At 65.0% G+C, this 18,485-nt stretch carries 18 protein-coding genes and 2 tRNA genes; 7 read left to right on the top strand and 13 right to left on the bottom strand.

Features of this window, described 5'->3' with window-relative positions:
• The 5 genes from cydB (at position 1) to AC1DVR_RS01945 (ending at position 6,847) form a co-directional block, all read left to right on the top strand.
• Complete coding sequence (gene cydB, locus AC1DVR_RS01965; protein ID WP_477998836.1) at positions 1-1,005, top strand: cytochrome d ubiquinol oxidase subunit II; 1,005 nt, start codon at positions 1-3, stop codon at positions 1,003-1,005.
• Complete coding sequence (locus AC1DVR_RS01960) at positions 1,005-1,097, top strand: DUF2474 domain-containing protein (RefSeq protein ID WP_477998835.1); 93 nt, start codon at positions 1,005-1,007, stop codon at positions 1,095-1,097. The genes cydB and AC1DVR_RS01960 overlap by 1 nt, the downstream gene beginning before the upstream one ends.
• A gap of 252 nt (positions 1,098-1,349) precedes the next feature.
• Positions 1,350-3,230 carry an ATP-binding cassette domain-containing protein gene (locus AC1DVR_RS01955; RefSeq protein WP_477998834.1) on the top strand — a complete coding sequence of 627 codons (1,881 nt, stop codon included), beginning with the start codon at positions 1,350-1,352 and terminating at the stop codon, positions 3,228-3,230.
• Complete coding sequence (locus tag AC1DVR_RS01950) at positions 3,214-5,586, top strand: glycoside hydrolase family 3 N-terminal domain-containing protein (RefSeq protein ID WP_477998833.1); 2,373 nt, start codon at positions 3,214-3,216, stop codon at positions 5,584-5,586. The genes AC1DVR_RS01955 and AC1DVR_RS01950 overlap by 17 nt, the downstream gene beginning before the upstream one ends.
• A 1-nt stretch (position 5,587) precedes the next feature.
• Complete coding sequence (locus AC1DVR_RS01945; protein WP_477998832.1) at positions 5,588-6,847, top strand: glucoamylase family protein; 1,260 nt, start codon at positions 5,588-5,590, stop codon at positions 6,845-6,847.
• Here the strand turns inward: AC1DVR_RS01945 and AC1DVR_RS01940 are convergent.
• The 11 genes from AC1DVR_RS01940 to AC1DVR_RS01890 form a co-directional block, all read right to left on the bottom strand.
• Positions 6,825-7,166, bottom strand: a complete 342-nt coding sequence (locus AC1DVR_RS01940; protein WP_477998831.1) for a cupin domain-containing protein — start codon at positions 7,164-7,166, stop codon at positions 6,825-6,827. The genes AC1DVR_RS01945 and AC1DVR_RS01940 overlap by 23 nt on opposite strands.
• Complete coding sequence (locus tag AC1DVR_RS01935) at positions 7,166-8,170, bottom strand: quinone oxidoreductase family protein (RefSeq protein WP_477998830.1); 1,005 nt, start codon at positions 8,168-8,170, stop codon at positions 7,166-7,168. The genes AC1DVR_RS01940 and AC1DVR_RS01935 overlap by 1 nt, the downstream gene beginning before the upstream one ends.
• A gap of 33 nt (positions 8,171-8,203) precedes the next feature.
• A complete protein-coding gene (locus tag AC1DVR_RS01930) occupies positions 8,204-9,082 on the bottom strand; it encodes a beta-keto acid cleavage family enzyme (RefSeq protein ID WP_477998829.1) in 879 nt (292 codons plus the stop codon).
• Positions 9,082-9,828 (bottom strand): SDR family NAD(P)-dependent oxidoreductase, encoded by a 747-nt coding sequence (locus tag AC1DVR_RS01925; RefSeq protein WP_477998828.1) that lies wholly within the window; start codon positions 9,826-9,828, stop codon positions 9,082-9,084. The genes AC1DVR_RS01930 and AC1DVR_RS01925 overlap by 1 nt, the downstream gene beginning before the upstream one ends.
• A complete protein-coding gene (locus tag AC1DVR_RS01920; RefSeq protein WP_477998827.1) occupies positions 9,821-10,777 on the bottom strand; it encodes a dioxygenase family protein in 957 nt (318 codons plus the stop codon). The genes AC1DVR_RS01925 and AC1DVR_RS01920 overlap by 8 nt, the downstream gene beginning before the upstream one ends.
• A gap of 54 nt (positions 10,778-10,831) precedes the next feature.
• Positions 10,832-11,608, bottom strand: a complete 777-nt coding sequence (locus AC1DVR_RS01915; RefSeq protein ID WP_477998826.1) for a glutathione S-transferase family protein — start codon at positions 11,606-11,608, stop codon at positions 10,832-10,834.
• A gap of 4 nt (positions 11,609-11,612) precedes the next feature.
• Positions 11,613-12,659 (bottom strand): branched-chain amino acid ABC transporter permease, encoded by a 1,047-nt coding sequence (locus AC1DVR_RS01910; RefSeq protein ID WP_477998825.1) that lies wholly within the window; start codon positions 12,657-12,659, stop codon positions 11,613-11,615.
• Complete coding sequence (locus tag AC1DVR_RS01905) at positions 12,656-13,534, bottom strand: branched-chain amino acid ABC transporter permease (RefSeq protein ID WP_477998824.1); 879 nt, start codon at positions 13,532-13,534, stop codon at positions 12,656-12,658. Before AC1DVR_RS01905 ends, AC1DVR_RS01910 begins: the two co-directional genes overlap by 4 nt.
• Positions 13,535-13,547: 13 nt before the next feature.
• Positions 13,548-14,276: an ABC transporter ATP-binding protein gene (locus tag AC1DVR_RS01900; RefSeq protein ID WP_477998823.1), complete on the bottom strand. Its 729-nt coding sequence runs from the start codon at positions 14,274-14,276 to the stop codon at positions 13,548-13,550.
• A complete protein-coding gene (locus tag AC1DVR_RS01895) occupies positions 14,276-15,019 on the bottom strand; it encodes an ABC transporter ATP-binding protein (protein WP_477998822.1) in 744 nt (247 codons plus the stop codon). Before AC1DVR_RS01895 ends, AC1DVR_RS01900 begins: the two co-directional genes overlap by 1 nt.
• Positions 15,020-15,082: 63 nt before the next feature.
• Positions 15,083-16,360: an amino acid ABC transporter substrate-binding protein gene (locus AC1DVR_RS01890; protein WP_477998821.1), complete on the bottom strand. Its 1,278-nt coding sequence runs from the start codon at positions 16,358-16,360 to the stop codon at positions 15,083-15,085.
• 289 nt (positions 16,361-16,649) lie between these two features.
• Here AC1DVR_RS01890 and AC1DVR_RS01885 point away from each other — a divergent pair, with 289 nt between their 5' ends.
• Both AC1DVR_RS01885 and AC1DVR_RS01880 read left to right on the top strand, forming a co-directional pair.
• Entirely contained in the window at positions 16,650-17,690 is a 1,041-nt protein-coding gene (locus AC1DVR_RS01885) for a LacI family DNA-binding transcriptional regulator (protein WP_477998820.1), read from the top strand.
• Complete coding sequence (locus AC1DVR_RS01880) at positions 17,687-18,082, top strand: (R)-mandelonitrile lyase (RefSeq protein WP_477998819.1); 396 nt, start codon at positions 17,687-17,689, stop codon at positions 18,080-18,082. The genes AC1DVR_RS01885 and AC1DVR_RS01880 overlap by 4 nt, the downstream gene beginning before the upstream one ends.
• Before the next feature lie 71 nt (positions 18,083-18,153).
• Here the strand turns inward: AC1DVR_RS01880 and AC1DVR_RS01875 are convergent.
• Positions 18,154-18,229 (bottom strand) — tRNA-Lys (locus AC1DVR_RS01875).
• Between the two features lie 78 nt (positions 18,230-18,307).
• A tRNA-Lys gene (locus AC1DVR_RS01870) sits at positions 18,308-18,383 on the bottom strand.
• Positions 18,384-18,485: the final 102 nt, after the last annotated feature.

The raw sequence follows: 18,485 nt of genomic DNA, 5'->3' as shown, positions 1-18,485 counted from the left end.
ATGATCTTCGACCTTTCCTTCATCTGGGCCGGGCTGATCGCCTTCGCCGTGCTGGCCTATGTGCTGCTGGATGGCTTCGATCTGGGCATCGGGCTCCTTTACCCCTTCCTGAACAACCGCGAGGAGCGCCAGCTGGCGATGAACACCGTAGCCCCGATCTGGGACGGCAACGAGACCTGGCTTGTCTTGGGCGGCGGCGGGTTGTTCGCGGTGTTTCCGCTGGCCTATGCCATCGTGATGCCCGCACTTTACCCCCTGATCATCGCCATGCTTCTGGGGCTGATCTTCCGCGGCGTGGCCTTTGAATTCGTCCACCGCACCACAAGGATGCGCGGGTTCTGGGAGTTCGGCTTCTTTGCGGGATCGCTGGTGGCGGCCATTGCCCAGGGCATGGCGCTGGGGGCTTTGGTGCAGGGCATCAAGGTGACCGGGCGGGCCTATGGCGGTGGAAACTGGGATTGGCTGACGCCCTTCTCCGGCCTGACGGCACTGGCCTTGGTGGTGGGCTATGCGCTGTTGGGCGCGACCTGGCTGATCCTGAAGACCGAAGGGGCGACCCTGGTGCGGGCGCAGGCCTTTGCCCGGCCCCTGGCCGTGGCGCTGGTGGCCCTGATCGGCGCGGTCAGCCTCGCCACGCCCTTCCTGCGGCCGGAATATCTGGCGCGCTGGTTCGGCTGGCCCTCGGGGATCTGGAGCGCGGTGGTGCCGGTCCCGCTGGCCCTGACGGTCTGGCAGCTGTGGAAGGGGTTGCGCGACGGCGACGCCCTGCGGCCGTTTCTGGCGACGGCGGCGCTGTTCGTTTTGTCCTATGCCGGGTTGGGCGTCAGCTTTTACCCCAATCTGGTGCCGCCCAGCCTGACCATCGCCGAGGCGGCGGCGCCCGACGCCTCGCTGGCCTTCCTGCTGGTGGGGGCGGCGGTGCTGATCCCGATGATCCTGGCCTATACCGGCTATTCCTACTGGGTCTTCCGCGGCAAGGTGAAGCCCGAGGATGGATACCACTGATGCGCCGGGCCTTGTGGTTCCTCGGCCTTTATGTCGCCGGCATCCTGGTGGTCGGCGTCCTCGCCCTCGTGATCCGCGCGGCGCTCGTCTAGGGTGCGACGGGCCGGACGTCCTCCCGCCGGGGCAGACAAAACCCAGTCACTTTTTCTTCAAACCGCGCGGAAAACCGCCGATTTAGCAGGCGAAGCGAAAAGGAATCAGGCTAGACTACCCTTGAGGCAAACCTCGCGGCGCAGCCAAGGCCGCAGGACCAACGGGGAAAACCGGTGAACGCGCAGGCCAATGGGCACAGTTTCGCCCCCGCCGTGTCGGCCGAAACAGGCCCGCACACCGCGGTCGGGGGCATGCAGGACTTCTGGGGGCTGATCGCCGCCTACTGGCGCTCGCCCCTGTGGCGGCGGGCCTGGGCCCTGGGTCTGGCGGTGGCCGCGCTGTCCTGGTTCATCAGCCTGATCGGCGTCTGGGTCGCCATGGCGGCGGGTTCCTTTGAAAACGCCAAGGCGACCTATCAGACGCCCGGCAACATGTCGCCTTTCGCGGTGTTTCAAAGCGCCGCGCTGGTGCTGACCGGCGTCGTGGCGCTGTCGGTCACCATGATCGCCTTTCGCCACCTGCTGTCGCAAACCCTGCAGCGGCAATGGCGCAGCTGGCTGAATGCGCAATTCACCGAAGCCAGCCTGGACGAGGGCGGCACGCTCCTGAAACTGCAATCGATCCCGGGGCTGGATTCGATCGACCAACGCCAGGCGGAAAGCCTGAAAACCATGACCGGCAATGCGATCGGGCTGGCCATGGGCATCCTGTCGGTGATCGCCTCGACCTGGGAGGTCTCGCGCGCCTTGTGGCGGATCTCGACCCCGGTCCGCGGGCTGGAGGTTTTCGGCAACGGCGCAAGCTTTGCCCTGACGCTGGGCGGTATCGTCCCCTTCGCGCTGCTGGTCACCTGGGGCTTCACCCGCATCGGCGCCGTGATGCGCGATGTGAACAAGGATTTCCTCGAGGCCGAGGGCGCCTTCCGGTCCGAGCTCAACACCATGGTGCGCCGCGCCGGGCAGATCACCGCGCAGTCGGGCGAGGCGGTGCAAAAAAAGGTCAACCGCACGCTTTATGTCGAGATCGACAACGTCTGGCACCGCTCCAACATACTGCAGGCCGGGTTCATGGGGCTGCAGGGGTTCTACAGCACGCTGTCCTTTCAGGTTCTGGCCTCGGTCCTGGCGCTGCCGGCCTATGCCCAGGGCGAGATCGGCTTTCAGACCTATGTCACCACGGCGGCCCTGGTCGGTCAGCTGACCACCGGCTTTTCCTGGCTGATCGACGTGACCCCCGCCATCGCCTCGCTGAAGGCCGATACCGAGCGGATCACCGAATATGCCGCCGCAATCGAAAAGGTCCAGGACACCCGCGCCTTTTATCAGGCGACCGGGGTGCATGATTTCAGCTATCACCGCCATCCGGTCGAGGATGGCATCGTCGTCCTCGGGCTGGAACTGATGCACGAAGGGGCCACTTCGGAGCCGTTCCTGCGCGCCGAGGGCGAGCTGTACTTTCCCACCGGGTCGTGGACGGCACTGGTGGGGTCATCGGGCAGCGGCAAGTCCTCTTTCCTCAACGCCTTGATGCATCAGCAGGACTATGGCCGGGCCGAGATCTACCTGCCCTTGGGCCTGCGCCCGTTCTACGCGAGCCAGGCCGTGCGCACCCCCGATACCACGCTGAAACAGCTGGTGGCGGGCTCGGCCGATGCGGCGGATTTCAAGGATGCCGATGTGGCCGCCGTTCTGGTCGAGGCGGGGCTGGACAGCGCCCCGCTGCTGCGCTGCCTGAACGAGCGCAACTTCAACGGCCGGCAATGGGAACGCGCCCTGTCCGGCGGCCAGAAGAAGCGCCTGATCCTCGCCGGGCTTTTGCTGCACCAGCCCGAGATCGCCTTTCTGGACGAGGTGACGGCGGGTCTTGATCCGCAGGCGCAGTCCGAATTTTACGAAACGCTCAAGCGCACCTGCAAGGAGATGACGGTGATTTCCTCGATCCACAACCGGGCCATGCCCTATCTGCCCAGCGGCGAGCCGGTCTACGACTATATCGCCGAAATCGACAACGGGGTCATCGCCGTCCGGCCCTATGTCGAGGGTGCTCCGTTGCACCTGTCAGGCGCCGCAGAAAGCCTGCCCTCGCCGCGCCGCGATGACCGACGGGAGGTGATCCATGCCCGCCGCAACTGAACGGGACCACTTCCTCGACGCGCTGCTGGCGCGGATGACGCTGAAGGAAAAGATCGGCCAGCTGAACTACCCCTCCGGCGCCGGGATCGACACGACCGGCGTGGCGCAGGCGGTCGATGTGCCGGTGATGATCAAGCGGGGCGAGCTTTGCGGGATTTCAACCGGCGCCACGGTGGCCGACCGGCGCGAGTTGCAGCGGTTGGCGGTGGAAGAGGGGCCGAACGGCATTCCCCTTCTCTTCGGCAAGGACTGCATCCAGCGCTACAAGACCGGCGGGCCGATCCCGCTGGCGCTGTCTTGCTCCTGGGATCTGGACCTGATCCGGCGGATCAACGAGATGACCGCGCGCGAGGCGCGGGCCGATGGCATCACGATCAACTGGGCGCCGATGCTGGACATCTGCCACGATGCGCGCTGGGGCCGGATCGCCGAAGGCAATGGCGAGTTGCCCTATCTGGGCGCCCGCATCGCCGAGGTGATCGTGAAGGCCTATCAGGGCGCCGATGGCGACATGGCCCGCCCCGACCGCTTCATGGCGACGCTGAAGCACTTTCTGGGCTATGGCCTAGCCTTGGCCGGGCGGGATTATTCCAGCGTCGAGGCCTCGGTCGCGACCCTCGTCCGTGTGATGGAGCCCTTCCGCGCCGGGATCGAGGCCGGGGCCGGGGCGATCATGGTGGCCTTCAACACGATCAACGACATGCCGGTGACAGCACACCGCATTCTGCTGCAAGAGGTGCTGCGCCAGCGTCTGGGCTTTGACGGGCTGATCGTCACCGACTTCACCGCGATCGACCCCGAACTGGTCAACCACGGCATCGCCGCCACTTCGCGCGAGGCGGCCTATCTCGCCTTCAAGGCCGGGGTGAACATCGACCTCGTCTCCCAGGCCTTCCTGCGCCAACTGGCCGAACTTGCCGCCGATGGCACCGCCAACCCCGGGCATTATTACGCAGCTTACGGCGCCTACCGCGCCGGCCCGGTAACCGAGGCCGAGATCACCCAGCGCGCCCGCGAGGTGCTGGTGGCGAAGTGGAACCTCGGCCTGTTTCAGAACCCCTATATCGGCATGGACGAGGCCCTGCGCGACGCTGTGACCCGCACCCCGGCCCATGTGGCGCTTGTGCGCGAGGCTGCTGCCAAGTCGCTGGTCCTTCTGAAGAATGAAAACGCCGCCCTGCCCCTGCGCGATGAGGTCGGCACTTTGGCGGTCATCGGCCCTCTGGCCGACGATCGGATCGACATGCAGGGCACCTGGGCGATTGACGTGGACCCGACCCAATCGGTCACCCTGCTGGAGGGGATCACGGCTGCCGCCGGCAACCGGCTGGCGGTGCGCCATGCCAAGGGCTGCAACATCGTCGATGACCCCGCGCTTGCGGCGCGGCTGAACGTGCACAACCGCGACATGCCCTCGGTCATCCTCGGGCCGAACAGCCCCGGGGCAATGGTGGAGGAGGCCTTGGCCGTGGCGCGCACAGCGGATGCGATTTTGCTGTGTCTGGGTGAGGCCAAGGAGCATTCCGGCGAAAGCTCGACAAGGCTCGACATCGGCCTGCCAGAGGCGCAGCGCCCGCTGTTCGACGCGATTTCGGCCTATGCGGCCGAGGCGGGGAAACCCCTGATCCTTGTCGCCATGGCGGGCCGTCCCCTGGCGCTGGAACACGAGGCGGCGCGGGTCGATGCGCTGATCTGGGCCGGGCATCTGGGGACAGAGGCGGGCAATGGGCTGGCCGATGTGCTTTTTGGCCGGGTCAACCCCTCGGGAAGGTTGTCGCAGGCCCTGCCACGGCATCTGGGCCAGCTGCCCTACCGGACCGAGGGTCTGACGACCGGGCGGCCGATCACCGGGGCGGGGGTGACGGTTCTGGGCGATACCGCGACCGATGCCTCGGGCCGCCCGTGGTTTCGCAAGTTCACCACCGACTGCATCCTGGAAAGCCCCGCCACGCCGCTGTACCCGGCGGGCTTCGGCCTGACCTACACCAGTTTCGCCCATGGCCCATTGCAAGCCTCGGCCACCGAACTGCAGGATGACGACGAACTGACCGTCACGCTCACCGTGACCAACACCGGCGACAGGGCGGGCAGCGATCTGGTGCAGGCCTGGCTGCATGACGTGACCGGCCATTCCGCCCGGCCACGCCGCCAGTTGATCGGGTTTGAACGGGTCACGCTCGCCCCGGGAGAGGCCGCCACCCTGACATTCCACCTGACCCCGGAGACCCTGCGCTATCCGGTGGGCGAGAGCCTGACCCACTACACCACCGACTGGGAACCTGGCTCGTTCGATCTGATGATCGGGCGCTCGGCAGAGGACGTGGCCACCCTGCGCTTTGACTGGAAAAGGAGCTGAGATGCGGCTTTCCAATGACGCTTTGCTGGATCTGGTGCAGCGCCGCACCCTTGGCTATTTCTGGGACTTCGCCCATCCGGTCAGTGGCATGGCGCGAGAGCGGTCCTCGGGCGCGATCGGCTATGACACGCGGGAAACCGTGACGACCGGGGGCACCGGCTTTGGCATCATGGCGCTGATCGCCGGGGCAGAGCGGGGCTTTCTGCCGGTCGCCGATGTGCGCCAAAGGCTGGCCAAGATCGTTGACTTCCTCTCCGCCGCGCCGCGCTATGACGGGGCCTTCGCGCATTGGATGAACGGCACCACCGGGCAGACCATCGCCTTTTCGCCCAATGACGATGGCGGCGACGTGGTCGAGACGGCCTTCCTGATGCAGGGCCTGCTGACCGCCCGGCAATGGCTGAACGAAGGCGAGACCGCCCGCCAGATCGACGCGCTGTGGCGCGAGGTGGATTGGGCGGCCTTCTGCCCCTCGCCCTCCAAGATGATGTGGCATCGCACCGGCCACCATGTCATCCGCAGCGATTGGGGCGAGGGATTGCCGATCACCGGCTACCATGAGGGTCTGATGGCCTTCGTTCTGGCCGCCGCCTCGCCCACCCATCCGATTGATCCGGCGGCCTATCAGATCGGGTGGAAAACCTCGAAGACCTATGACAATGGCAAGAGCTTTCTTGGCATCCCGCTGCCGCTTGGCCCCGATTGGGGCGGGCCCCTGTTCTTCACCCATTACAGCTTTCTCGGCCTCGACCCGCGCGGACTGTGGGATGGCAAGGTGGAGTTCTTTGCCCAGAACCGCGCCCATGCGCAGATCCATGTCGCCTATGCCAAGGCCAATCCCAAGGGGTTCAAGGGCTATGGTCCGGCCTGGGGGCTGACGGCCTGCGATGGCAACAAGGGCTACAATGCCTTTTCCCCCACCAATGACCATGGGGTGATTGCGCCCACGGCGGCGCTGGCCTCGATGCCCTACACGCCCGTGGAATCGCTGGCGGCGCTCAGGCATTACCATGAGGATCTGGGCGACAGGCTGTGGGGCGAGTGGGGCTTTTACGACGGCTTCAACCAGACGGCGGATTGGGTCGCGGGCAGTCATCTGGCCATCGACCAGGGGCCGATCGTCGGGATGATCGAGAACGCCCGCAGCGGGCTTCTCTGGCGGCTGTTCATGTCCGCGCCCGAGATCGCCCCCGGCCTGGCCCGGCTGGGCCTGACCCACAGCACGACGGCGGATCAGGTCAGGCAGGTAGCTCTTGCATGATCAGAAGGATCGTCGCGGGCAAGGTGGTGTCGTTGCGCAACGCGCGCGCCTCGTCCGCGGCGAAATGGCAGGAATCCATCGGGCCGAGCACGACCTCCTCCGCGCCGTTGCTCAGGGTCACATGGCCGCTGATCACAAGGTACAGCTTCTCCTGCCGGGAGGCTTTGAGGCTGGTGTGCCCCCCCGGCAGAAGATGGGACAGGCCCATCCACATCGACCTGGCCCCTGTCGCCTCTTTACCTTGCAGGCGCAGGCAAGCCATGTCGAAATGCTCCGGGGCGGTGTAGCCCCGGGCCTCGCTGATGCGGGTGACCTCCATTACGGTTTCAGGATCACGCGGTCGGGGGTGGAGCGCAGGACCGAGGCATAGGCCTTGGCCGCATCCTCCAGACGGTAGACCGCGGCGGGGTTGATCGGGAAGGGCTTCAGGTGCCCGGTTTCGAACTTCGGCTTCAGCTTGTCGAAGATCTTGGCGCCGTAAACGCTGTCGAGCGCGAGCGTGTCCACGCCGATGTATTTGTGGCGGCCGCGGAAGAAGTTGAAGATGTCGAAGTCCACCGCCCGGTCAAAGGTCGAGATGAAGATCTGACGCGCCTGTTTCGCCATCGCCGCATTGGCCAGCGCGAAATAGGGGCTGCCCACGGTGTTGAAGACGATATCCACGCCATGCCCGCCGGTCTTTTCGCGGATCAGGGCCGCCACGTCCTGCGAGGAGCTGTCGAACATCTCGATCTCGGCATTGGCATGGCCGAGGTAGTCCATCGGCTTGTATTCCACGCCAAAGACCCGCGCTCCGGCGAGGGTTGCCAGTTGAATCGCCGCCTGCCCCACCTTGCCATTGGCGCCGCAGACCAGGACATTGTCCCAGGGCTGCACGCCGCCCGCCTCGCGCAGGCCCTCGAAGGCGGTGATGAAGGGCACGCCGATCGAGCCGGCCTCTTCAAAGCTGAAATTGGCGGGCTTGGCGCGGACGGCGGCTTGCGGCAGGACCATCCATTTGGCGTGGCTGCCGTTCTGGGTGATGCCCAGCTCGCCACCGCCGCCCCAGACCTCGGTCCCGATCAGGCTGGCCGGGCCCTCGCGGACGATGCCGCCAAAGTCGCGGCCCGGGGTGCGCGGCCAGATCGCGTGGGGCATGTGGCCGAGCGAGGCCTTGACGTCGGAGGGGTTGACGCCTGCCGCCACGATCTCGACCAGCACCTGACCCGGGCCGGGGCGCGGGGCGGGCGTGTCGGCCAGCAAAAGCTTCAGGTTGTCGAGATCGGCGGATTTCTCTTCGACGCGGATCGCGGGGCCGGAGAGGGGGGGATGTTGCATGTTCATGGGAATGTCTCCGTATGGGTATCCGGGTGAAGGTCAGGTGTTCAGGCCGAGGAGGGCGCGCGCCTCGTCGGGGGTGGCGAGCTGGCCGCCGAGTTTCTCGATCAGGTCGCGGGCGCGTTCCGTCAGCTCGCCATTGCCGGCGGTCAGCTGACCCTTGGCGATGAAGCTGGTGTCCTCCATCCCGATGCGGATATGGCCGCCGAGCAGCCAGGATTGCACCAGCATCGGGAAGGCCATCCGCCCGATGCCGAAGCCGGTCCAGACCGTGCCTTGCGGCAGCATCCGGGCCGCAACGGCCATCGCGTCGGGGGTGGAGGGCAGGCCGTATTTCACGCCTGTGACGATGGAGCACATCATCGGGCCGGCAATCGAGCCGTCTTTCAGCATGTCCTGCGCGAGGCCGATATCGCCGGTGTCGAACAGCTCGATCTCGGGCTTCACGCCGGCGCTCTTGATGATCTCGGCCATGATGCGGGCGTTGCGCGGGGTGTTGATCACCACCTGCCCGCCGGAGTTCATCGTGTTCAGGTCCAGCGTGCAGATCTCGGGCTTCAGGGCCGTGATATGTTCGACCCGCTTTTCGGGCGGCAGAAGCGTGGTGCCGGGGCCGGCGACCGCGGGGTTATCCAGCGAGGGGACGTAGCGGCCGCCCGGCCCGGTGGTCAGGTTCAGGATCAGGGACGTGTTGCGGGCCCGGATCAGCTCGATCACCTTGGCGTAAAGTGCGAGGTCCATCGAGGGTTTGGCGGTGACCGGATCGCGGACATGGATATGCGCGATGGCAGCGCCGGCATCGGCGGCCTCAAGGCAGGCGGTGGCGATTTCCTCGGGCGTCGCGGGCAGGCCGGGGTGGTTTTCGCGGGTGGCGAGGTTGCCGGTGACCGCACAGGTGAGAATGACTTTCGACTGCATCAGAGCGCCCTTCCGGCATCGACCGCGATCCTGATGCCGGTGGAGAGCGGCATATGGGCTACGGCGGCATAGATTGTATCGGCCACGTCTTCGGGTTGGGTCACGCGGCGCAGCGGCGCCGCCTCGCCCGCCTTGGCGATCTGTTCCGGCGTGCGCCCCGGCACGAAGCCGGTGGCGACCACGCCGGGAGAGACGGAGAGCACGCGGATGTCGGGGGCGAGGGCCAGCGCCAGCGTATGGGTCATGGAATCCAGCCCCGCCTTGGCCCCGCAATAGGCGACCGAGGACCCGAACCCCTTGTAGGCCGCGATGGAGGAGAGGTTGATGATCACCCCGCCGCCGGAAGCCTTCATCAAGGGCGCAAAGGCGCGGATCGTGGCGAAGACGCCGCGCCAGTTCGAGGCGAAGACCTCGTCGATGATCTGGTCGGTCAGGCGATCCAGATCGGCATGGGGAACGGGCGTGGTGGTGCCGGCGGCATTGATCAGGATATCGACCCTGCCGCAGGCCAGTACAACCGCCTCGCGGAAGGCCGTGATGCTGGCGCTGTCGGTGACGCTGACCGGCAGGGCGACGTGACCCTGCCCCGGCAGGGCCGCCGCCAGCGCCTCGGCCTTCTCGCGGCCGGAGCGGTAGCCCACGACCACGGTGGCCCCCGCCTCGGCCAGCCGCCGGCAGGTGGCGGCGCCGATGCCGCCAGAGCCGCCGACGACAACGGCGATCTTGTTCAGGAGCGTCTCAGACATGGGGATCGGCCTTGGCTTTGCCGGAGATCGGCGGGATCGGGAAGGAGGGCGTGCCGGGTTTCAGCACGAAGTCATATTCGCAGGTGAAGAAGGGCAGCTTGGCATTGGGGTAATCGGGGTGCAGTTCGGTATGTTCGACCAGCGTGCCGCAGATCTGCCGCTTGGCGCCAAAGACCACATCGGCGGCCATCATCTCTTCGGTGTCGGTGAAAATCTGGGTGATCAGCGTCTTGTGGCCCGGGGCCGAGACGATGAAGTGCACATGGGCCGGCCGCATCGGTTCCCGGTTCTGCGCCTTCAGAAGGTCACCGGCAGGGCCGAAGGTCGGCACCGGATAGCCCGCCGGCCGGACCGAGTGGAATTCATAGCGCCCATCCGCCCCGGTCATCTGCACGCCGCGCAGATTGTAATCGGCCTGATCGGGGTCCTGGTTCTCATAAAGCCCGTCGGGCGAGGCCTGCCAGATGTCCAGCGTCGCCCCGGCCAGCGGAGTGCCGTCCAGTTCGGTCACGCGGCCCTTGATGAAAAGCTCCGGCCCCGGGGTTTGCGAACGGGCGATGGTCTGGCCAAAGGGGCAGTGCGGGCTTTCGCCGCGGTAGAAGGGGCCGAGGAGGGCGGACATCGTCTCGCCCTGCATGCCGTCGTTGTTGATCAGGTCGATCAGGGTCGAGATGCCGAAGACATCCGCCGCCAGCACCGTCTCGTTATGGCTTTCGTCGGTCAGCTGGCCCAGCCGCGTGATCCAGCGCAGGCCGTATTCGAACTCCGCCTCGGTCGGGCGGGTTTCGCGGATGAAGGCGTGCATATGGGTGACAAGGCCGGTGATCAGCTCTTTCAGGCGCGCGTCATCGGTATTCTGCATCGCGTTCAGCACCTTGGGCGTCACCTCCTCCTCGCGGGAGATGATGAGGCGGGAAAGTGCGGGGTCTTGGGTGGCATGGAAATCCATGGGGAGCCTCGTAGGTTTGGGTTAGGTCCGGTTCGCGCGGTCCTGATGCTGCCCTCAGGCGAAGGCAGCCGCTTGTTTGGCCTTGGCAAGGTGGGGGTATTTCTCGGTCAGGAGAGAGCCGTGGTAATAGGTCGGCGCAAAGGCCGGGGTGGCGCGCAGCGCGGTGAGCCAGGCGGCGACCTGAGGTTTGCCGTCCCACATGTGGTCAAGGTTGATATCGGCCATCCGCACGATCACCGGCATCAGGGCGATGTCGGCGAGGGTGATACTGGATCCCATGAGCCAGGGCCCGCCGCTGGTGGCCAGCCACTGCGCCATGCGGTCGATGCCGCGTTGCAGGCGGCCCAGAGCCTCGTCCATCTCGGCCTTGGGGAAACCGGTGCGGCCCATCTTCAGAAGGAACTCGCGCCGCAGGGGTTTGCTGTCGGCGAGGGCCCGGAAGGCCTCCTCGCTCATGGTCTGGAAATGCGGCAGGAAGGCCAGGTTGTAGGAGGGCACGCGGATGGCGGGCGTCGGCACCTCGTCGATGAAGCGCATCATGGCGCGCATCTCGGCCGCCTTGACCGGGTCTTTCGGGCGCAAGGAAGCGGTGTCGGGCAGAATGTCTTCGAGGTATTCCAGGATCACCGCGCTGTCGATCACGGCGGCACCATCATGCACCAGCGCAGGCACCACGCCATTGGGGTTGATCGCGAGGTATTCCGGCTTCAGCTGGTCGCCCACGAAGAGGTCCAGCTTGTGTTCGGCAAAGTCCTGGCCCTTGGCGTGGAGCGTATAGCGGACGCGCTGCGAGCAGGTGGATTGCGGGGCGTTGTAGAGGGTGAAGGCCATGGCTTTAATCCCAGTTCAGGAAGCGGGGCAGCTTGTGCAGGCGGGCGAGGGTGCCGATGATGCCCAAGGGGAAGAACATCAGCACGATGACCATGAGGGCGCCGGAGGCGAGGATGTTCAGCTCTGACGCGCCGAGGGTGGCCACGAAAAGCTCGTTGAAGGCGATGATCAGGATGGCGCCGATGACCGGCCCGGCCACGGTGCCCTTGCCGCCCAGGATGCACATGAGGACCATGTTCACGCTGACCAGGATCACGAGGAAGATATTGGGGCGGATATAGGTGAGATACTCGCCCCAGATCGCCCCGGCCATGCCGACGAAAGCGCCCGAGATGGCGAAGGCCAGGACCTTGTAGGTGCGGGTGTCGATGCCGGCGCTTTCGGCCTTGATCTCGTCTTTCGAGATTGCGCGCAGGCCAAGGCCGAACTTCGAATGCTTGATCTTGTAGGAAGACCAGACCGCGAAGGCCGCGAGGAGGATGAAGGCGTAGTAATAGGGCAGCTTCGCCCACTGCGCCGACAGGTTGTTGGCCTTGAGCGTGACGCCATTGGTGCCACCGACAAACTCCCAGTTGTTGAAGAGGATGCCCGCGATCATCGTCAGCGCGACGGAGGAGATGATGAAGCTCGGCCCCCGCGTCTTCAGCGTGATCGACCCGATCAGATAGCCGACCCCGGCGCAAAGGAGCCCGGCCAGGGGGGCGAGGAGGATGGTCGAAATGCCGGTGCGGGCAAAGATCATCCCGGCGAAATAGCCGCCGATGGCGAAGAAGACGTTATGGCCGAGGCTGACATAGCCGGTGAAGCCGCCGAGGATGTTCCAGCCCGAGGCCATGGTGGCATAGCAGGCGGCGAACAGCACCAGATGCAGCAGGTAGTTGTAATTGCCGACGAATTGCAGGCCCGGCAACAGCAGAAGCACGGCCAGAAGAGTCACAGGAAACATGACGACCCTTGTCTTGTCGGCACTGGCGGCGAGTTTCGCGTTATGGGCGCGGCGGGCCTCCAGCACGGAGGAGGCGGCCTGGGTATCGGTGGTAATCGACATCATGCAAGCTCCGGTTTTTCGCCGAACAGGCCCTGGGGCCGCACGCGCAGGATCAGGAAAAGGGCGAGGAAGAAGGTCATCGTCGACCAGGTGGCGCCGATATAGGCCCCGACGAAGGCCGCGATCACACTGAGCAGGAAGGAGGCCACCACCGTCCCCATGATCGACCCCATGCCGCCGAGGACGACGAGGGACATCAGGATCGAAATCCACTCCCAATGCTTGGCCGGAAAGAAAGAGAAGACGAAGGAGACGAGCGAACCTGCGGCGCCTGCAAGGCCGATCCCGATGGCAAAGCTCATGATGCCGACGAGGTTGACGTTGACGCCCAGAAGCTCTGCCGCCTCGCGGTTCTGCGTGGTGGCGCGGATCGCATTGCCGAAGCGGGCGTATTTCAGGAACAGCGCCAGCGCGGTGATCAGCAGGATCGAGACGATCCCGGCGTAGAGCTGGCCTTTGGGGATGAAGATATCGCCCAGGAAGAAGGCATCGGTCGCATAGGCGGGCGAGGTGATGCGCTGGGTGTTGGTGAACATGCCGCCGAGCGCGCCTTCGACGATCATCGCGGTGGCGAAGGTCAGAAGCACGGTCATCTCGGAATATTTCGCCGATTTGGCCTGCCGCTCGAAGACGAGTTTATACAAGAGCACGCCGATGGCGGCCATGATGACGGTGGCGACCGGCAGCATGACCAGAGGGTCGATGCCCCAGAGCTTGAAGCCCCAATAGGTGATATAGGCGCCCCCGATGATCAGCGAGGGATGTGCAAGGTTCACGATCCGCATCACGCCAAAGACAAGGCTGAGCCCCGACCCCATCAGCGCGAAAACACCGCCGAGGGCCAAGCCGAGGATAAGGGTCTGGATGAAAAGGTCCATCTGTGTCTCCGGTTCAGGCGGCGCGTTTGCCGCCGAGGTACAGTTCCTGGATGCGCGGGTCGGCCAGCACATCGGCGGCGGGGCCTTCGAACAGCGTGCGGCCAAGGTCGAGGACCACGCCCCAGTCGGCATTGCGCAATCCCATCAGGGCGTTCTGTTCGACCAGAAGGATGGTGATGCCCTCGGCCGCCATCATCTTCATGATGTCGAACATCTCCTGGATGATCTTGGGGGCGAGGCCGAGCGAGGGTTCGTCCAGCATCACGATATCGGGCTTGATGATCAGGGTGCGGGCCATGGCCAAGGTCTGCTGCTGGCCGCCCGACATGGTGCCGGCCTGCTGATCGCGGCGCTGGCCAAGGATCGGGAAACGCTCCTCGATCTGGTCGATGGCCTTTTCCAGCCCGCTCTTGTCGGCGAGGGAGTAGCCGCCCATCCGCAGATTCTCGCGCACAGTCATCTTGGGGAAAAGCGCGCGTTCCTGCGGGACAAAGCAGATGCCCTTGCGCAGGATCTGGTCGGGACGCAGGCCCTTCAGGCTTTCGCCTTTGAATTTCACATCGCCCTGCCGGATTTTCAGCATGCCGCAGATGGCTTTGAGCAGGGTGGATTTGCCGGCCCCGTTCGGGCCGATGATGCAATGGACCTTGCCCGGCTGCACCGTCAGATGGGCGCCATCGAGGATCGAGGGCCCGTCGCCATAGCCTGCGGTCAGGCTGGTGACTTCCAGAAGTTCGGTCATTAGGCTGCCTCCTCCAGAACGCCGCCCAGATAGGCCTCCAGCACGGCGGGGTTTTCGCGGATCTCGGCGGGTTTGCCCTGGGCGATCACCCTGCCCTGCGCCATGACCACGATGTGGTGGCTGAGGCGCATGATCAGATCCATGTTGTGTTCGACGATCAGCACCGTCATGCCCTTGTCGTTCAGCTTGCGGATGTGGCCCGCGATCTCCTCCAGAAGGGTCGGGTTCACGCCGCCGGCGGGTTCGTCCAGCAGGATGATCTTCGGTTCGCTCATCAGAAGCGCCGCCAGATCCATCAGCTTTTTCTGCCCATAGGAGAGGTTGGCGCCGTCTTCATGGGCGATCCGCGTGATGCCCAGAAAGTCGAGGATGCCCATGGCCTTGTCGATTTCGGCGGTGGACATGGCGGGTTTGAACATGTCGCGCCAGCCGTTGATCTTGGTCTGGCAGATCACATTCTCCAAAACCGTCATGTCAGAGAGATTCCGGCTGATCTGGAAGGTGCGGCTGAGGCCGGCCCGCGTCACCTGATGCGGGCGCATGCCGTCGATGCGCTGGCCGTCCAGCCAGACCTCACCCTTGGTGGGGGCAGCGGTGCGGCTGATGCAGTTGAAGGCGGTGGTCTTGCCGGCGCCGTTCGGGCCGATCAATGCGGTGATCGAGCCGCGCTCGACCTGGAATGTGCAGCCGTCGACGGCCTTGATCCCACCGAAATGCTTGCCGAGCCCTTTGACGTCGAGCATGGACTGTCCTTTCGTTTGAAGGGGGGGTGGGCCCGGACCTGCCGGACCCAAAGGATCACGGGATCAGAACTTGCCCTTGGGATAGGTCAGGGCGGCCACGCCCTTGAACTCGTCCGTCGGGTAGACGAACTGCAGTTTGCCGTCCTTCCACTGGGTCATCAGGAAGGGCTTGTCCTTGGGCAGGCCGGTCTCGTCCCAGTTGAAACGGCCGAGGATGGTCTTGACCGGGTCTTCCTTGGTGCGGGCGCGGAGCCAGGCGCCCATCTTGGCATTGTCGGTGCTGCCCGCGCCGATCATCGCCTGTTCGATGCCCTGGCAGACGGCGAAGGGGATGGCGCTGTCTTCGTCCGGCACGGCGCCGTAAGCGGCCTGGTGGGCAGCGACGTAATCCGCGTTGGAGAAGGGCTTGCCGCCGAGGAGGGCGTCAAACGGCGCGTCCTTGTGCCAGGAGGTGTGGATCAACACGCCGTTGGCGCTTTCGCCGGTGCCCTCGGCATATTCGGACTGGGTGCCCTGGCTCAGGTAAACCATCTTCGCCTCGGCATGGACGGTCTTGAGTGCACGGGTCAGTTCCACCGCCTCATCCTCGGATGCGGTCAGGCCGATGATCAGGTCGGGCTTGGATTGCTTGACCTGATTGGCCAGGTTGAGCCAGTCGCTGAAACCCTCCTCCGGCCATTTCTGCTGGAAGACCACCTCGATCCCGGCATCGGCCAGATATCCCGGAGCCAGATCGGCCACTTCGGCGCCCGAGGCCGGGTCCATGACTTTTTCGCCCATCAGCCCCGACCACACGCCATTGGCGAAGAAGTCGTCGGCCGAGATGATCGCGGCTGTCAGGGGTTTGTCGGCGGGGACCAGATCCTTGATCACGCCTTCCAGCGAGGCACCGACATATTCCGCGGCATTGGGCTGAAAGTAGAAGAGGTTCTTGTAGCCCTGCTTGTAGATCCGCAGCGCGCCGCCCGCCGGGACCGCATGCACAAAACCGTTCTTTTCCAAAATGCTGGCCACCGGAAAGGTCAGGCGCGAGGAGAAGGTGCCATAGACCGCATCGACGCCATCGACATTGATGAAGCGTTCATACTGGTTGATCGCGGTGGCCGGGTCCGAGCGGTTGTCCGAGACGATCAGGTCGACCTTGCGGCCCAGAATGCCGCCACGCTCGTTGATCAGGTTGACGCAAAGCTCGTAGCCTTGCTTGTGCTTGGTCCCCGCCACGGCAAAGCTGCCGGTCAAGGGCAGCGAGGCGCCGATCTTGATCGGCGCTTCCTCGGCAAAGGCCTGCGCGGCGATCAATGCCGCCGCAGCCACAGCCCCGATCAGTGATTTGGTCTTCATGTCGTTCCTCCTCAAGGACATGCCACGCAATCGTTTGCGTGATCGGCGAAAGCTTTTCACCGGGAGGAGGGATCGCCACCGGCGGTCACGACACGCGCCTCGCCTGGCGGTGCGGAAACCGGTGAACGCCCCCTCCCCCGATGGCGCGACCGACCTCCTCAGCTCAGGCCGCGCAAACGATTGCACAAACCGTAGCGTCTTGGGCAATCTGCGTCAAGATGGCGCATGCAACCGTTTGCGCAGGGCGTTTCGAGGGCCTATAGTGGCGGAATTAAGCCCCGGGGGTCCCATGAATAAACGTGTCACTCTCAAAGACATAGCGCGGGCGACCGGGGTCCATGTCTCGACCGTGTCGCGGGCGCTGGACCCCAAGCGCGACACGCCTTTGACCGTGGATGTGGTGACGCGCATCCGCGAGACGGCGGAAAAGCTGGGCTACCGGCCGAATCAGATCGCCTCCAGCCTGCGGACCCAAAGGACCATGACCATCGGGGTGATGATCCCCGACATCACCAACCTGATCTTCCCGCCCATCCTGCGCGGCATCGAAAGCGTGATGGAACCTTTGGGCTACGCCTCGATCATCGTGAACACCGACAGTCAGCGCGGGCGCGAGCAGCGTCTGGTCGAGATCCTGCAGGACAGGGGGGTGGATGGCATCATCCACACCGCGGTCTTGCTGGACGATCCGACGATTGTGCGCGCCGCGGCGGCGGGCCTGCCGGTGGTGACCTTGAACCGCAAGATCGAGGGCACCCAGATCCCCTATATCATCAACGACGAGACGGCGGGCATCAACGCGGTCTTCTCGCTGCTGTATGACAAGGGCCATCGCCGCATCGCGCATCTCGCCGGGCCCCGCGCGCTATCGACTGGACAGCTGCGGCTCGATGCCTTCCGGGCGGCAGCACAAAGCCGGGGCATCGACCCGGACAGCCTGACGGTGATCGAGGCCAACCAGTTCGACGAAAGCGATGGGCGCTGCGCCGCCGCCGATATCCTGCACGCCGATCCCGGCACCACGGCGATTCTCTGCGCCAATGACCGGCTGGCGCTGGGGGCGATCGACCAGTGCCGCAGCCTGGGCCTGCGCTGCCCGGAGGATATTTCCGTCACCGGTTTCAACGACATGCCCTTCCTCGACATGATTCCGCCGCGCCTGACCACGGTCCGCATCCAGCAGTTTGACGCCGGGGTGGTTGCGGCCCGCCATATGGCTGCGATGCTGTCAGGGCGCGGTGCTTCGGTGCCGATCGAGACCATCCTGCCGGTTCAGCTGATCGAGCGTGACAGCGTGGCGGCCCCCAAAACCAAAGGACTTGACCCATGACCATCACCAAAAGCGGCACCGCCCCCTCTGCCAAGGGCGCCCCGGCCTATTTCACCGGCCAGGTGCGCCTGGACGCCCCTTTCAAGGCCGAGGCCCCGGCGAGGGTCTCTGGCGCCACGGTGACCTTTGAACCCGGCGCCCGCACCGCCTGGCACACCCATCCGCTGGGCCAGACCCTGCTGGTGACCGCCGGCCTCGGCTGGATGCAGATCGAGGGCGGACCGGTGGAGGAGATTCGCGCCGGCGATACCGTCTGGTTCGCCCCGGGCGTGCGGCACTGGCACGGCGCCAGCCCGACCATCGCCATGACCCATATCGCCATCGCCGAGATGCTCGACGGCTCTGCCGTGACCTGGCTCGAACATGTGACGGATGCGGAATATCAGCGCTGAGGGATTGAGACCTCCGAACACCAAGGGGTGCGCCGCTTTCGCGACGCAACCCTTAGTATTTCTGGAAGATTTGGTGAGCCGGTCGGGATCCGAACCCGAGACCTACTGATTAAAAGTCAGTTGCTCTACCGGCTGAGCTACCGGCCCACTGCGGCGCTGACTAAGCAAAGCTGCGGGGGACGTCAACCCCGATCATCGCACTTTTTTCGGAAGGGAGGTTTTGCATGGTGAGCCGTGCAGGATTCGAACCTGCGACAAGCTGATTAAGAGTCAGCTGCTCTACCAACTGAGCTAACGGCCCCATGCAAGGCGGGTCTTTAGTCCGATCATTTCCGGGCGGCAAGGCCCCGCAGCGCTTTTTCGCACCCGACTGGCAAAATCCTGTGGTGGGGCTTATATGGCC

The sequence above is a fragment of the Rhodobacter sp. P2_H5 genome (assembly GCF_056403335.1).
This window is presented reverse-complemented; position numbering and strand designations above follow the sequence as displayed.

What these genes read in the sequence shown, in the direction of transcription:
- AC1DVR_RS01955 (WP_477998834.1), top strand. Translation starts at nt 1,350, where the DNA reads ATGCAGGACTTCTGGGGGCTGATCGCCGCCTACTGGCGCTCGCCCCTG.
- AC1DVR_RS01880 (WP_477998819.1), top strand. Translation starts at nt 17,687, where the DNA reads ATGACCATCACCAAAAGCGGCACCGCCCCCTCTGCCAAGGGCGCCCCG.
- AC1DVR_RS01890 (WP_477998821.1), bottom strand. Translation starts at nt 16,360, where the DNA reads ATGAAGACCAAATCACTGATCGGGGCTGTGGCTGCGGCGGCATTGATC.
- AC1DVR_RS01945 (WP_477998832.1), top strand. Translation starts at nt 5,588, where the DNA reads ATGCGGCTTTCCAATGACGCTTTGCTGGATCTGGTGCAGCGCCGCACC.
- AC1DVR_RS01895 (WP_477998822.1), bottom strand. Translation starts at nt 15,019, where the DNA reads ATGCTCGACGTCAAAGGGCTCGGCAAGCATTTCGGTGGGATCAAGGCC.
- AC1DVR_RS01950 (WP_477998833.1), top strand. Translation starts at nt 3,214, where the DNA reads ATGCCCGCCGCAACTGAACGGGACCACTTCCTCGACGCGCTGCTGGCG.
- cydB (WP_477998836.1), top strand. Translation starts at nt 1, where the DNA reads ATGATCTTCGACCTTTCCTTCATCTGGGCCGGGCTGATCGCCTTCGCC.
- AC1DVR_RS01935 (WP_477998830.1), bottom strand. Translation starts at nt 8,170, where the DNA reads ATGAACATGCAACATCCCCCCCTCTCCGGCCCCGCGATCCGCGTCGAA.
- AC1DVR_RS01905 (WP_477998824.1), bottom strand. Translation starts at nt 13,534, where the DNA reads ATGGACCTTTTCATCCAGACCCTTATCCTCGGCTTGGCCCTCGGCGGT.
- AC1DVR_RS01930 (WP_477998829.1), bottom strand. Translation starts at nt 9,082, where the DNA reads ATGCAGTCGAAAGTCATTCTCACCTGTGCGGTCACCGGCAACCTCGCC.
- AC1DVR_RS01925 (WP_477998828.1), bottom strand. Translation starts at nt 9,828, where the DNA reads ATGTCTGAGACGCTCCTGAACAAGATCGCCGTTGTCGTCGGCGGCTCT.
- AC1DVR_RS01885 (WP_477998820.1), top strand. Translation starts at nt 16,650, where the DNA reads ATGAATAAACGTGTCACTCTCAAAGACATAGCGCGGGCGACCGGGGTC.
- AC1DVR_RS01900 (WP_477998823.1), bottom strand. Translation starts at nt 14,276, where the DNA reads ATGACCGAACTTCTGGAAGTCACCAGCCTGACCGCAGGCTATGGCGAC.
- AC1DVR_RS01960 (WP_477998835.1), top strand. Translation starts at nt 1,005, where the DNA reads ATGCGCCGGGCCTTGTGGTTCCTCGGCCTTTATGTCGCCGGCATCCTG.
- AC1DVR_RS01920 (WP_477998827.1), bottom strand. Translation starts at nt 10,777, where the DNA reads ATGGATTTCCATGCCACCCAAGACCCCGCACTTTCCCGCCTCATCATC.
- AC1DVR_RS01910 (WP_477998825.1), bottom strand. Translation starts at nt 12,659, where the DNA reads ATGATGTCGATTACCACCGATACCCAGGCCGCCTCCTCCGTGCTGGAG.
- AC1DVR_RS01915 (WP_477998826.1), bottom strand. Translation starts at nt 11,608, where the DNA reads ATGGCCTTCACCCTCTACAACGCCCCGCAATCCACCTGCTCGCAGCGC.
- AC1DVR_RS01940 (WP_477998831.1), bottom strand. Translation starts at nt 7,166, where the DNA reads ATGGAGGTCACCCGCATCAGCGAGGCCCGGGGCTACACCGCCCCGGAG.